The organism is Pseudonocardia lutea, from assembly GCF_042658055.1.
In the GTDB taxonomy this organism is placed as follows: domain Bacteria; phylum Actinomycetota; class Actinomycetes; order Mycobacteriales; family Pseudonocardiaceae; genus Pseudonocardia; species Pseudonocardia lutea.
The window spans coordinates 1-12179 of record NZ_JBHSQK010000032.1; the positions used below are offsets into that span (position 1 = coordinate 1).

A 12179-nucleotide genomic window follows, 5' to 3' on the forward strand; every position below is an offset into this window, starting at 1 on the left:
CACCAGGCCGCCGCCGTCCGCAACGCCTGACCCCGCCAGGCCCCTCGTCGACCCCTCGTGGAGCGACCATGGGCGCTCCGCGACCATGGGCACTCACGGGGACGAGGAGGGCGTGATGCGGGAGCTGACGGCGGAGCCGGTCACCGGGCCGGTGGCCCACCACGGCGAGGGCCCGGTCTGGCACCCCTCCTGGCCCGGCCTCCGGTGGGTCGACATGCTCGCCGGTGACATCCTCGAGCTGGCGGGCGGCGAGGTCCGGCGCACGCACGTCGCGGACGTGGCCGCCGCCTTCCGGCCCCGCCGCGGCGGCGGCGTCGTCCTCGCCGCCGAGCGGAACCTGCTCCTGCTCGACGACGACCTCCGCTGCGAGCGCGACCTCGGCCCGGTGTGGAGCGACCCCGGCATCCGGTTCAACGAGGGCGGCTGCACCCCGGACGGCGCCTTCTGGTGCGGCAGCATGGCCTACGACGAGCGCCCCGGCGCCGGCACGCTCTTCCGGCTCGACCCGGACCTCACCGCCCGCCCGGTCCTCACCGGCGTCACCGTCTCGAACGGGTTCTGCCCGGACCCCACCGGGACGCGCGTCTACTACAACGACACCCCGACCGGGCGGACCGACGTGTTCGACCTGGACACGGGCCCCGCGTCCCGGCGGCCCTTCGTCGAGATCGCCGGCGGCCACCCCGACGGGCTCACCGTCGACGCCGAGGGCGCGGTGTGGGTCGCGCTCTGGGAGGGCTCCGCGGTGCACCGCTACACGCCCGACGGCCGGCTCGACGCCCGCGTTCGGCTGCCCGTCTCCCGGGTCACCGCGTGCACCTTCGGCGGCCCGGACCTCGAGACCCTCTACGTGACCACCTCGGCCGAGGGCGTGGAACCGGGGGCGGAGCCGCTGGCGGGTGCGCTGTTCGCCGTCGCGCCCGGGGTGCGCGGCCTGCCGGTGCTCGAGTTCGCCGGCTGACGGCCAGCCGGCGGTCAGCCGACCCGCCCGGTGAACAGGTAGTAGCCGATGGCGGCGAAGAGCCGGTCGGCGCGGTGCAGGGCGGCGATCGTCGCGACCCAGCGCTCGGTCGCCTCCTCGTCGATCACTCCCGCCGCGCCGGCCGAACGGCCGATGCCGGTGAAGTACTGGGCCGCGAGGTCCGGGTCGAACACGACCATCCGGCTCGCGACGCGGACGTCGTGGACGCCGAGGTCGAGGAGGTGGCCGCGCAGGTCGCGGACCATCAGTCCGTGCACCACGGCGGTGTCGCACTCGTGCGTCAGCACCGCCCGGCCGAGGTCCCTGTCGGGGACGTTGACCGTGTTGGTGTCGAAGTCCGGCGCGATGATCGCGAGCGCGCCACCCGGGCGGGTCACGCGCACCATCTCGCGCAGCGCCCGCCACGGGTCGTCGAGGTAGATCAGCACGCGCTCGATCCGGGTGACGTCGAAGGACGCGTCGGCGAAGGGCAGGTGCTGCGCGTCCGCCTGGAGCAGCTCGACCGGCACCCCCGCGACGCTCGCCCGGCGCCGCCCCTCGACGACGAAGTCCGCGCTGAGATCGACGCCGGTGACCGCGCCGCCCGGCTGGACGAGCCGGGCGAGCCGGAGCGTCTCGAGCCCGAACCCGCACCCGACGTCGAGGACCCGGCGGCCCGGCCCGGTCCCGGTGCGCTCGATCGCGAGGGCCTTGAGCTCGCGCAGCAGCGGCAGCCGGTCGAAGGCCTCCAGCGCCGCGACGTAGGTCACCGGGAGCGCGGCGTGGTCGAGGTCGGTGAAGTCGTGGAGCGCGATGGCCCCGTCGGCGGGGTCGGCGGGGTCGGCGGTGCTCATGGGCGCTCCCTCGGCGGACCGGTGCAGGGGACCGCACGAGCGGGCTCGCTCCGGCTCGATGGCACGTTACCCGGTGATCGGCCGGACCACCGGGCGCGACAGGAGCCACGGGGCATGGAGGGCGGGCGCTCCGGGAACCCGCTCCCATGACACTCCTCCGCAGGGCACGCCGCACCCCGCCGCTCCTCGCGGGTCTGGTCGCCGGCGCGGCCGGGACCACCGCGCTCGACGCGGTCACCTACCTCGACATGACGGTCACCGGACGGCCGGCGAGCACCACGCCGGAGGACACGGTCGAGAAGGCCGAGGGGCTCACCGGGGTCTCGCTGGGGGAGGACCAGGACACCGCCGCGAACCGGCGCTCCGGGATCGGGGCGCTCCTCGGCATCGGCGCGGGGCTGGGCACCGGCGTCGCCTACGCGTTCGCCGACCCGGCCCTGCGCTCGCTCCCGCTGCCGCTGCGGGGCGTGGTCGCGGGACTGGCGGCGAACGTCGGCACCACCGGACCCATGACGGTGCTGGGCGTCACGGACCCGCGCACCTGGCCGGCGAGCTCGTGGCTCCGCGACCTGGTCCCGCACCTCGCGTACGGGATGGTCACGGCCGCCGTGTACGAGGCGCTGCGGAAGTAGGGCTCAGCGCTTGAGCCGCCGGCTCCCGGCGTGCCAGTCCTCCTCCAGCCCGACCTCGCCCGGCCGCACGCCGAAGGAGGGCAGCTGCGGCCGCTCCCGCAGGCTGCGCTTGAGCTCGGCGAACCCCGGGAACCCGGCGAGCGCCACGACGTGGTCCCACAGCCGGACCGCGTCCTCCTCGGCCGGCAGCCTGCTGATCACGGGTCCGAACAGCGCGGTCCCCTCCGGCGGCGCGAAGTGCAGGATCGGGGTGCCGACGTCCTTGCCGGTCAGGGCGAGCGCCTCGTCCGTCTCGGCGCGGACCACTTGGTCGAGCTCCTCGTCGTCGAGCGCGGTGAGGAGCCCGGCCGGCAGCCCGACCGCCGCGAGCGCCTCCGCCGCGATCGCGCGCGTCCGGGACGCGCCCTCGTCCGGCTGCTCGGTCCGCTCGTAGAGCCGTTCGCCGAGCGCCTCGTACAGCGGCCCGACGGCCCCGGACCCGTGCTCCTCCCGCACCCGGGCGGCCAGCCGCAGCAGCCGCAGCCCCGCCGTGTGCCCCGCCTCGTAGCCCGCCGGGAAGTGGGCCTCGTAGTCGACGTGCGCGTTGAGCAGGCGCAGGGAGACGAACCGCCACTCGACCTCGTACCGGCGCCGGCGCTGCACGGTGCGGACCCACTTGCTGGTCATCCACGCGAACGGGCAGGCCGGGTCGAAGTAGAACCGGAGATCGGTCACGGGTCCACCGTACGTGCGGCCCGCGCCGAACGTGGGGCGTGACGCGGCGCGCGTCGGGTACGCCTCCGGCATGGCGTTCCAGGTGACCGAGGTGCAGAAGGCGCTCAAGGGCGCGGACTACCCGATGGACGGGGGTGAGCTCGCGAAGCTCGCCGAGAAGAACGGCGCCGACAAGGAGCTGGTGGAGTCCCTCCGCGGGCTCCGCCAGGTCGACGGGCCGAACACGGTGATGGCCGAGCTGAAGGGCGAGCTCGGCGGCCCGACCCCGGGCGGCAACTCGAAGGACGAGAAGCAGTACAAGGACGTCGAGGGCCCGGCCTTCCAGGTCAACGAGGTGCAGAAGTACCTCAAGGGCGCGGACTACCCGGCCGACGGCGGGCAGCTCGCCGAGCTGGCGAAGGGGAACGGCGCGCCGGACGACCTGGTGGAGACCCTGAAGGGTCTGCGCGAGGTCGACGGGCCCAACACCGTGATGAAGGAGATCAAGGACCACCTCGGCGGCCGGCCCGACGACGCCTGACGCACGGTGCCGGGCGGCGACCGGCCGCCCGGTCGTTCCGGCCGGGCCGTCAGCCGAGGCCCCGCAGGATCGGCGCCACCAGCTGCGGGTGGGTCAGCGGCACCATGTGCCCGCCCTCCGGCAGCGTGAAGGCGCGCCCCCTCGGCGCCGTGCGCGCGAGGTGCTCGGCCCAGCCCGCGGGCGCGATCCGGTCGTGCCGTCCCCGGACGACGAGCACCGGGCACGGCGTCGCCGCCAGCGCCGGCTCGATCCGGTGCCGGCGGGCCGCGTCCATCGCGCGCGCCATCCCGCCGAGCCCGGTGCGCAGGTAGTCGCGCGCGAGCAGCGGGGCCTGGGCCGGCCACTCGTGGGCGGCCGTGCGCAGCCAGCGCTCCGCCAGGCGCGGCCACGACCGCCCGGACGGGTCGGTCGTCGGTCCGACGAGGACCAGCGCCGCGGGGGGCCGCCGCGCCCGGGCCGCCGCCTCCGCCACGATCTGGCAGCTCGCCGAGTGCCCCAGCACGACCCGGCCGGCGAGGTCCGCCGACTCCAGGACCCGGCAGGCCTGCGCCGCCGGATCCAGTGCGGTGCGGCGGGGCGCGCGCTCGCCGAAGCCGGGCACCGTGACGACCTCCGCCCCGGCCCCCAGCACGCCGAGGGTCGGGCCCCAGCTCGCGCCGGACAGCCCGAGCCCGGGCACGAGGACGAAGGACCGCATTCGCCCTGCGTCCCGGCTCAGCCGCGCCGCCAGTCGTCGGAGGTCAGGTGGGAGCCCGCCATCGGGCCCATCTGCAGCATCCCGCCGTCGACCACCCAGGAGGCGCCGGTGACGTAGGACGCGGCGGGCGAGGCGAGGAACGCGATCACGTCGGCGATCTCCCACGCGTGCCCCGGCCTGCCCAGCGGCACCCCGGGCCGGCCGGCCTGCGTGGGGTCCTCGTCCTCCTGCCCGGTCATCGGCGTCGCGATCTCCCCGGGCGCGACCGCGTTCACGGTGATCCCGTGCTCGGCGAGCTCGATCGCCGCCGTCCTCGTGAGCAGCCCGAGGCCGCCCTTCGCCGCGCAGTACGGCGCCGCGCCGACCCGGGGCGCGTGTTCGTGCACGCTGGTGATGTTGACGATCCGGCCGCCGCGGCCCGCCGCGACCATCCGCCGGGCCGCGCGCTGCAGGCAGAGGAAGGCGCCGTCGAGATCGGTCGAGATCACCTCGCGCCACTGGTCGAAACCCAGCTCCAGCAGCGGTGTCGCGGTACCGGTGCCCGAGCCGTTGACCAGCACGTCCACTCCGCCGAGGGCCTCGGCCAGCTCGTCGACGACGTCCGCGGCGCCGGGCAGCCCGGTCAGGTCGAGCCGGCGGACCTCGGCCCGGCGGCCCAGCTCGCGCACCTCCTGCGCGGTGCCCTCGGCACCCTTCTCGTCCGCGTGCCAGGTGATGCCCACGTCGCAGCCGGCCTTCGCGAGCGCGACGGCGGTGGCCCGTCCGATGCCCGAGTCGGAGCCGGTGACGATCGCGGTGCGGGGGAAGTCGTGGGGAGTCTCCATACGGTCCAGATGCCCGCCCTGCGCCGAGTCACGCCCCGCGCGGCGACCCGGTCGGCTCGCCCCGACGGCCGCCCGCGGTCACCCGCGCGGCCCAACTTCCCGCCGCCGCGCGTCCGTCCTCACCGGATCGGGTACCTGATCTCGTCGACGGAGGGAGGACACGGTGACGGTGGCGACGACGGGTGGCGGCCACGTGCAGCGCTCGGGCGGGGGTGGCTCCAGCGGGCTGGCCGACGTCGTCGAGCTGATCCTGGACAAGGGGCTCGTGATCGACGTGTTCGTCCGCGTCTCGATCGTGGGCATCGAGCTCCTCACGATCGACGCGCGGGTGGTCGTGGCCAGCGTGGACACCTTCCTGCGCTTCGCCGAGGCCACCAACCGGCTCGACCTCTACAGCAGCGAGAAGCGCGGCACCGACCTGCCCGAGATCCTGCAGAAGACCACCGAGAAGGCGATGCGCTGAGACCTCCCGCGCCGTCCCGCGCCGCGCCGCCGCGTCAGCCGCCGGGGCGGCCGCCGCCGTTCGGGGTCGCCTCGACCGTGGCCTGCGGCAGGAGCACCTCCTGGCCCTCGTCGAGCCCCGCGCGGACCTCGGTGTAGCGGTCCCCGACCAGCCCGGCGGTGAACTCCCGGGTCACCGGCCGGCCGTCCGAGCCGGGCAGCGACACCACGGTCCGCCCGTTCTCCTGGCGCACCGCGGCGGCCGGGACGCGGAGGACGTCGTCGACGGTCCGGGTCAGCACGTCCGCCTGCGCGGTCTGACCGTCCTTGAGCTGCGGGTCGACCTGGGTGAGCACGATCGTCGCGTAGTAGCTGACCACGCCGGAGATCTGGTCGGCGGTCGGCGCGACGGCGACCACCGTGCCGGGCGAGGTCAGGTCCGGCACCGCGTCCACGGTCACGTCGACCCGCTGGTTCGGCCGGACCTGCACCGCGTCGCTCTCCTCGAACGGGACGACGAGCTGGAAGGTCTGCAGGTCGTTCAGCGTGATGAAGGCGCCGTCCCCGGACGGGTCGGTCACGGCGTCCCCGGAACCGGCGGGCGCCGGGATGCGGGCGTCCGTGCCGGGAGCCAGCGGCGTGGCGCCACCGGCCGCGGCGACGAAGTCCCCGACCGCGCCGTTGATCGCGGACACGGTGCCCGCGACCGGGGCGCGCAGCACGGCGTTGTCGACGGCCCGCTGGGCGTCGGCGACGGTGTTCTCCGCGTCGCGGACCACGGCCTCCTGCACGTCGATGTCGGCCGGGGCGTCGTTGCCGGCGCTGTCGAGCTGGCTCTCGGCGTCGGAGACGGCGCTCTCGGCGTTGGCGATGTTCACGCGACCGGTGGCGCGGTCGGTGTCGCGCTGGTGCTCCGCGGCGTCGAGGGCGGTCCGGGAGGCGACGACGGTGCCCTTGGCGGTCTGCACGGCCTGCTTGTCCGTGGGGACGGCGGCGCAGGCGGGATCGGTCGAGGGGGCGTCGGCCTCCTCAGCTGAGGCGGTGAGGCCGAGAAGCCCTGGACGGCTGGAGGCTGCGGAATCGGTGGGTGTCCCCGGGCCGGCGGGTGTCGAGGGTGAGGTGCTTGCCGCCGCGCACGCCTTCTGGTCCTTCGCCAGCTGTGTCTTCGCCAGCTCCAGCTGCTTCTCGTCGAAGGCGAGCTGCACCTTCGCCCGCTCGACCGCGGAGGCGTCGGCGGCGTCCGTGGCCGCGGCCTGCTCCCGGGTGGCGTCGAGGATCCTGCGGGCCGAGTCCAGGGCGGCCTGCGCCGCCTCGACCGAGTTCCCGCCGGTCAGCTTGCCGAGCGAGGCCCGCTGCTGGTCCAGCTTCGCCCGGGCGGAGGCGAGCTGGGAGCGGGCGGCGGCGTCGTCGAGCCGGGCGAGCGGCTGGCCGGCCTGCACCGCGTCGCCCACCTGCACGAACAGCTCCGCGATCTGCCCGCGGTCGGCGAACCCGAGGTTCTGCTGCGTGATCGAGACGAGGCTGCCCGAGGCCGAGACGGCGGTGGACACCGTGCCGCGGTCGACGACGGCGGTGGGCGCCGTCGGGGTGTCCCCGGTGCACGCCGCGGCCAGGGCGAGCAGTCCGGCCAGCCCGGCGGCGCGCAGCGCGCGGGCCCGGGTCGTCTTCGCTGCGGTCCGTGCGCTCACGGTGGGAATCACTCCCCGGGTCGTCGGGATCATTGGTGCCGGAGGGCGTCGATCGGCCGCATCCGGGCGGCGCGGTTGGCGGGGTAGCCGCCCGCGACGAGCCCGATGAGCAGGCTCACGGTGAAGGCGAGCACCACGGAGCCCACCGACACGGACGGGGCGGGGAAGTCGGTGACGAGCTGGGGCAGCACGATCCCGGCCGCCACCGACAGCCCGATGCCGAGCAGGATGCCGAGCACCCCGCCGACCCCGGTGAGGATCATCGACTCGATCAGGAACTGCTGGAGGATCGCGCGGCGGCGGGCGCCGATGGCCTTGCGGATGCCGATCTCGCGGGTCCGCTCGGTGACCGTGACCAGCATGATGTTCGCGACGCCGATGCTGCCCACGACCAGCGAGATCCCGGCGACCGCCGCCACGAAGACCGTGACGAAGGACAGCACCTGCGAGGACTGGTCGAGCAGGCTCTGCAGCGCGGTGACGGTGAAGTCCCGCTCGTCGGGGTCCCGGATCGCGTGCCGCTGGTCGAGGATCGCCGAGGCCTCCTGCACGGCCTGCGGCACCGCGTCCGTCGAGACCGCGCGCAGCGTGATCGAGTCGACGACGTCGCCCCCGCCGAGCAGATAGCTGCGCGCGGCCCCGAGCGGCATGACGGCGACGTCGTCCTGCTGGCCGTTGCCCTTCAGCACGCCGACCACGCGGAAGGTCGCGCGCCCCACCCGGACGTCCTTGCCCAGCGCCTCCCCGGCCTGCCCGCCGAACAGCGTGGCCACCGGATTGGGGCCGAGCACCACGACCTTGGCCTTGTTCCGGGCCTGCTGCTCGTCGAAGAAGGAGCCGACCACGAGCTCGCGGTTGGCGACCTCGAGGTAGTCGGCCTGGGTCCCCAGGATCGACGACCGGTACTGCCCGTCGCCGAGCACCTGCAGCAGCGCGCTGCCGTTCACCGACGGGGTGACGGAGGCGACGGCGGGCGCGCGGCCCTTGTCGGAGAGGGCGTCGACGTCGGCGTCCGTGAGGTCGCGCGCGGCGCGGTTGCCGCTGATCGCGCCCTGGGTCTTCGTGATCTGGATCTGGTTGGCGAGCGGGCCGAAGGCGTCGGCGACGAAGCGCTGCAGCCCGTTGCCGAACGCCACCAGGATGATCACCGCGGCGACGCCGATGATGATGCCGAGCATGGTCAGCACGGACCGCAGCTTGTTGGTGCGCAGCCCGCGCGCGGCGATCCGGGCGGCCTCGGCGAGGTTCACCGGCGCTCGTCCCCGACGACGTGGCCGTCGCGCAGGGTGACCACGCGCTTGGCGAACTCGGCGACCTCGGGCTCGTGGGTGATCAGCACGATGGTCCGGCCGGCCTCGTTGAGCTCCACGAAGAGGTTCATGACGTCGACCGTCGAGGTGGTGTCGAGGTTCCCGGTCGGCTCGTCCGCGAGGATCATCGTCGGGTCCGTGACCAGGGCGCGGGCCACCGCGACGCGCTGCTGCTGGCCGCCCGAGAGCTCGTTGGGCTGGTGGTTCGCGCGCTCGGCGAGGCCGACCCGCGCCAGCGCACGGCGGGCGCGGCTGCGTCGGTCCCCGGTGCCGGCGTAGACCATCGGCAGCTCGACGTTGCGGATCGCCGAGGTCCGCGGCAGCAGGTTGAACGACTGGAAGACGAAGCCGATCTTGCGGTTGCGGATGTCGGCGAGCCGGTCGTCCGAGAGCCGGCCCACGTCCGTGCCGTCGAGGCGGTACGTGCCCGAGGAGGGGACGTCGAGGCAGCCGAGGATGTTCATCATCGTGGACTTGCCGGACCCGGAGGGGCCCATGATCGCGACGAGGTCCCCGTCGTCGATCCGCAGGCTCACGTCGTCGAGCGCCCGCAGCGCGATGTCCCCGGTCCGGTAGACCTTCGACACGTGCTCCAGCTCGATCATCGTCCCCCCGCCGTGGTCCCCCCGAACCACCCGTTCGGCCCAACGACCGGACGTGCGTCCGGTGATCACCCGGTCGGGCGGATCCGGCGGGTTCTTCCGGTCCGGGCCGCTGATCGGTAGCGTCCAGGTCCGCTCCCCCGAGTGCCTGCGACACCACAAGGGGGAGCCATGCCCGAAGAGACCTCCGTCGACGTGCTCGTCGTCGGCGCCGGCCCGGTCGGTCTGACGGCCGCGCTCGAGCTGCGCCGCCGCGGCGTCGACTGCCGGGTGATCGACACGCTCGTCGAGCCCCCGCAGTACGCCAAGGCCGTCGGCATCCAGCCGCGCACCCTCGAGCTCTGGGAGGCGGCGGGCGTCCTGCGGCCCGCGCTCGACGCCGGGCTCGAGATGCGCGGCCAGATCGTGCTGCGCGACGGCGAGCAGGTGGCCCGGATGGACATCGACGTGCCGCCGGACGTGCCGTTCGCCTTCCTGGCGCTGCCGCAGTACGAGACCGAACGCCTGCTGGCCGAGGCCCTGGCCGGGTACGGGACCCGGGTCGAGCGCGGTGTCGAGCTGCGCGCCTTCACCCAGGACGACGAGGGCGTGTCGGCCGAGCTGTCCGGCGGCGGGCGGGTGCGGGCGAAGTACCTCGTCGGGGCCGACGGGGCGCACAGCGCGGTCCGCAAGGGCCTGGGGCTCTCCTTCGAGGGCGGCGCGTTCGCCGAGGAGTACATGCTCGGCGACGTCGAGGTGGACTGGTCGCTCCCGCGCGGCTACGGCCTGCGCGCCACCCGCGGCGACGACCTCCTCGTCGCCATCCCGCTCCCGGGCGACCGGCGCTACCGGATGTCCATGCTGGTCCCGCCCGACCTCGCCACGCCCGCGAGCGGCGAGGTCGCGCACGGCTTCGAGGCGGGCCGGAAGCCGGGGCTGCACCACATCCAGGCCGTGCTCGACCGGCTCGCGCCCGAGCCGTGCACCGCGTCGGCCCTGCGCTGGTCCTCGGTGTTCCGGATCAGCCACCGGATCGTCGACGCCTACGGGCGGGGCCGGGTGTTCGTCGCCGGCGACGCCGCGCACATCCACCCGCCGACCGGGGCGCAGGGCATGAACACCGGCATCCAGGACGCGGTCGCGCTGGCGTGGCGGCTGGCCCTGGCCGTCGAGGGGATCGCGGCGCCGGGCCTGCTCGCCACCTACGACGCCGAGCGACGGCCCGTGGGCGAGGAGGTCGTCGGCCGGACCGTCCGGGCCGCGACCAGCGGTGGGGTCCAGATCGACCGCGACGACCCGTGGACGACGGTCCGCCGCGAGGCGCAGCTGCTGGTCGGCTACCGCGGCAGCCCGGCCGTCTCCCCCGCCGATCCCGGCCTTCCGGTCGACGCACCGCAGCCCGGCGACCGGCTGCCCGACGCCCGCGGCCTGGTCCGGGACGTCGTGCGGTTCCCGGTGCGGCTGTTCCCCGAGCTCGCGGGTCCCGGCCACACGCTGCTGCTGTACGCGGACACCGCCGCGGGCACCGCGGACTTCGACAAGCTCGCCTCCACCGCCGCCGAGCTCGCCCACGGGCGGATCCGTGCGGTCGCCGTGCTCGCCCCCGGCGCCGAGGTCCCGCCGCTGGGGGTGCCGGTGCTGCGCGACGGCGCCGGCGAGGTCCGGGCCCACCTGCGCGCCGGCGACGGCGAGGCGTTCGTGGTCCGGCCCGACGGGTACCTCGGCCACCGCGGCCGGGCGTCCGACGTCGCCGGCGTCGGTGGGTACCTGGGGCGCGTGTTCGCCTGAGTGGAGCTCGCGGAGCGAGCAACGGCGCTGAGCGGAGCTCGCGGAGCGAGCAACGGCGCTGAGCGGAGCTCGCGGAGCGAGCATCGGCGCTGAGCGGGGCGTGCGTTCGCGCTCGTGCACACCCCTCCGTTCGGCCGTGGCCGGGCGCCCCCCGGGTCGCGTTGAATGGATGGTGAGGCACCAGCCGTTCGACGGAGGCGAGGCACCGTGGGCAGGCGGAACGAGCCGGCGAGCACGGACGGGCGGCCGGTCGTGGACGGCACCGCCGTCTCGTCGGCGCGGCTGCGGGCGGAGGTCCGGGAGCAGCTCGAGGCGGAGCACGGCGGCCGGGACGAGGAGGTCGTCCGCGCCCGCGCCGAGCTCGGCGAGAGCCTCGCCCGGCTCGACTCCGGCCTGCAGGTGCTGCGCGCCCGGCTGACCGAGAAGGCCGTGCACGTCGCGAAGATCGCGGGCGGGGTGGCGGCGGTGGGGGCCGCCCTCACCGGCGCCGCCGTGGTGGCGTGGAAGCGGACCGCGCCCGACTGAGCGGACACCGGGAGCGCGACGGCAGCCGGCCGCCGGAGCGGTGGCGTCAGGCCGGGTCGCTCGCGCGGTGCACCCGGTAGCGGAGGTGGACGACGTCCCGGCCGTCCAGCCGGCGGACGAGCTCCAGCTCGGTGCGGCGGCCAGCGAGGTGGTCGAACAGCCTCCGCCCGTCGCCGAGCAGCACCTGGACCAGGTGGATCTCCATCTCGTCCAGGAGCCCGGCCCGCAGCAGCGACTGCGCTGCGCCTGCCCCGTGCACCAGGACGGCCCTGCCGCCGGCCGCGGCGCGGGCCTCGCGCACGCTCTCGTGGAGGTCGGTCACGAACCGCGTGTGGCCGGGCGGGACGTCCCCGTCGTCGACGTGGTGGGTGAGGACGAGGACGGGCACGCCGGCGTGGTGATCGCCCTGCCAACGGCCGGCGAGCTCGAAGGTCCGGCGGCCCGCGATCACCGCGCCGGTCTCCAGCGCCTCCCGGAAGACCTGGCCGTTCGGGCCCGCGCGGTCGCGGTCGTCGAGCCAGTTGAACAGCCGTCCCCCGCCGCGGCCGAGCTCCTGCCCGGTCCGGTCGTCCGGGCCGGCGATGAAGCCGTCGAGCGACATCGACATGTACAGCCGGATCGGACCGCTCATCGTCGTCTCCCGT

At 75.3% G+C, this 12179-nt stretch carries 13 protein-coding genes and 1 pseudogene; 6 read left to right on the forward strand and 8 right to left on the reverse strand.

What is annotated here, in order from left to right:
- Positions 1 to 115 precede the first annotated feature (115 nt).
- Positions 116 to 961 carry an SMP-30/gluconolactonase/LRE family protein gene (locus ACFQH9_RS13705; RefSeq protein ID WP_379566424.1) on the forward strand — a complete coding sequence of 282 codons (846 nt, stop codon included), beginning with the start codon at positions 116 to 118 and terminating at the stop codon, positions 959 to 961.
- A 14-nt stretch (positions 962 to 975) separates the two neighbouring features.
- On the opposite strand, the gene ACFQH9_RS13710 is transcribed toward ACFQH9_RS13705, so the two are convergent.
- On the reverse strand, positions 976 to 1815 hold the full coding sequence (locus tag ACFQH9_RS13710) for a methyltransferase domain-containing protein (RefSeq protein ID WP_379566425.1): 840 nt from the start codon (positions 1813 to 1815) through the stop codon (positions 976 to 978).
- Between the two features lie 146 nt (positions 1816 to 1961).
- Here ACFQH9_RS13710 and ACFQH9_RS13715 point away from each other — a divergent pair, with 146 nt between their 5' ends.
- The gene (locus tag ACFQH9_RS13715) at positions 1962 to 2447 is read left to right on the forward strand and encodes a hypothetical protein (protein WP_379566426.1); all 486 of its coding nucleotides are present in this window, start codon (positions 1962 to 1964) and stop codon (positions 2445 to 2447) included.
- A gap of 3 nt (positions 2448 to 2450) precedes the next feature.
- Here the strand turns inward: ACFQH9_RS13715 and ACFQH9_RS13720 are convergent, their stop codons facing one another.
- A complete protein-coding gene (locus tag ACFQH9_RS13720) occupies positions 2451 to 3113 on the reverse strand; it encodes a mycothiol-dependent nitroreductase Rv2466c family protein (protein WP_465269522.1) in 663 nt (220 codons plus the stop codon).
- A 118-nt stretch (positions 3114 to 3231) separates the two neighbouring features.
- Between ACFQH9_RS13720 and ACFQH9_RS13725 the strand changes: the two genes are divergently transcribed.
- Positions 3232 to 3681: a DUF2795 domain-containing protein gene (locus tag ACFQH9_RS13725; RefSeq protein ID WP_379566428.1), complete on the forward strand. Its 450-nt coding sequence runs from the start codon at positions 3232 to 3234 to the stop codon at positions 3679 to 3681.
- A 49-nt stretch (positions 3682 to 3730) separates the two neighbouring features.
- On the opposite strand, the gene ACFQH9_RS13730 is transcribed toward ACFQH9_RS13725, so the two are convergent.
- Positions 3731 to 4378, reverse strand: coding sequence for an alpha/beta fold hydrolase (locus ACFQH9_RS13730; RefSeq protein WP_379566429.1), 648 nt, complete (start codon positions 4376 to 4378; stop codon positions 3731 to 3733).
- A gap of 17 nt (positions 4379 to 4395) precedes the next feature.
- Entirely contained in the window at positions 4396 to 5202 is an 807-nt protein-coding gene (locus ACFQH9_RS13735) for an SDR family oxidoreductase (RefSeq protein ID WP_379566430.1), read from the reverse strand.
- A 163-nt stretch (positions 5203 to 5365) separates the two neighbouring features.
- On the opposite strand from ACFQH9_RS13735, the pseudogene gvpJ reads away from it, so the two are divergent.
- Positions 5366 to 5650, forward strand: a pseudogene (gene gvpJ / locus ACFQH9_RS13740) (gas vesicle protein GvpJ); the annotation flags it as partial.
- A gap of 49 nt (positions 5651 to 5699) precedes the next feature.
- Here the strand turns inward: gvpJ and ACFQH9_RS13745 are convergent.
- Genes ACFQH9_RS13745 through ACFQH9_RS13755 form a run of 3 tightly spaced genes read right to left on the reverse strand, consistent with a single transcriptional unit; the run spans position 5700 to position 9246 of the window.
- The gene (locus tag ACFQH9_RS13745; protein ID WP_379566431.1) at positions 5700 to 7331 is read right to left on the reverse strand and encodes an HlyD family efflux transporter periplasmic adaptor subunit; all 1632 of its coding nucleotides are present in this window, start codon (positions 7329 to 7331) and stop codon (positions 5700 to 5702) included.
- Positions 7332 to 7360: 29 nt separating this feature from the next.
- Positions 7361 to 8581, reverse strand: a complete 1221-nt coding sequence (locus tag ACFQH9_RS13750) for an ABC transporter permease (protein WP_379566432.1) — start codon at positions 8579 to 8581, stop codon at positions 7361 to 7363.
- On the reverse strand, positions 8578 to 9246 hold the full coding sequence (locus ACFQH9_RS13755; RefSeq protein ID WP_379566433.1) for an ABC transporter ATP-binding protein: 669 nt from the start codon (positions 9244 to 9246) through the stop codon (positions 8578 to 8580). Before ACFQH9_RS13755 ends, ACFQH9_RS13750 begins: the two co-directional genes overlap by 4 nt.
- 168 nt (positions 9247 to 9414) lie before the next feature.
- On the opposite strand from ACFQH9_RS13755, the gene ACFQH9_RS13760 reads away from it, so the two are divergent.
- The gene (locus tag ACFQH9_RS13760) at positions 9415 to 11010 is read left to right on the forward strand and encodes an FAD-dependent monooxygenase (RefSeq protein ID WP_379566434.1); all 1596 of its coding nucleotides are present in this window, start codon (positions 9415 to 9417) and stop codon (positions 11008 to 11010) included.
- A 207-nt stretch (positions 11011 to 11217) separates the two neighbouring features.
- Positions 11218 to 11535, forward strand: a complete 318-nt coding sequence (locus tag ACFQH9_RS13765) for a hypothetical protein (RefSeq protein WP_379566435.1) — start codon at positions 11218 to 11220, stop codon at positions 11533 to 11535.
- 46 nt (positions 11536 to 11581) lie between these two features.
- On the opposite strand, the gene ACFQH9_RS13770 is transcribed toward ACFQH9_RS13765, so the two are convergent.
- Entirely contained in the window at positions 11582 to 12166 is a 585-nt protein-coding gene (locus ACFQH9_RS13770) for a dihydrofolate reductase family protein (RefSeq protein WP_379566436.1), read from the reverse strand.
- Positions 12167 to 12179: the final 13 nt, after the last annotated feature.

Bases quoted from the DNA above. Each gene is read 5' to 3' on its own strand.
- ACFQH9_RS13705 (WP_379566424.1), top strand. From the start codon at position 116: ATGCGGGAGCTGACGGCGGAGCCGGTCACCGGGCCGGTGGCCCACCAC.
- ACFQH9_RS13710 (WP_379566425.1), bottom strand. From the start codon at position 1,815: ATGAGCACCGCCGACCCCGCCGACCCCGCCGACGGGGCCATCGCGCTC.
- ACFQH9_RS13715 (WP_379566426.1), top strand. From the start codon at position 1,962: ATGACACTCCTCCGCAGGGCACGCCGCACCCCGCCGCTCCTCGCGGGT.
- ACFQH9_RS13720 (WP_465269522.1), bottom strand. From the start codon at position 3,113: ATGACCAGCAAGTGGGTCCGCACCGTGCAGCGCCGGCGCCGGTACGAG.
- ACFQH9_RS13725 (WP_379566428.1), top strand. From the start codon at position 3,232: ATGGCGTTCCAGGTGACCGAGGTGCAGAAGGCGCTCAAGGGCGCGGAC.
- ACFQH9_RS13730 (WP_379566429.1), bottom strand. From the start codon at position 4,378: ATGCGGTCCTTCGTCCTCGTGCCCGGGCTCGGGCTGTCCGGCGCGAGC.
- ACFQH9_RS13735 (WP_379566430.1), bottom strand. From the start codon at position 5,202: ATGGAGACTCCCCACGACTTCCCCCGCACCGCGATCGTCACCGGCTCC.
- ACFQH9_RS13755 (WP_379566433.1), bottom strand. From the start codon at position 9,246: ATGATCGAGCTGGAGCACGTGTCGAAGGTCTACCGGACCGGGGACATC.
- ACFQH9_RS13760 (WP_379566434.1), top strand. From the start codon at position 9,415: ATGCCCGAAGAGACCTCCGTCGACGTGCTCGTCGTCGGCGCCGGCCCG.
- ACFQH9_RS13770 (WP_379566436.1), bottom strand. From the start codon at position 12,166: ATGAGCGGTCCGATCCGGCTGTACATGTCGATGTCGCTCGACGGCTTC.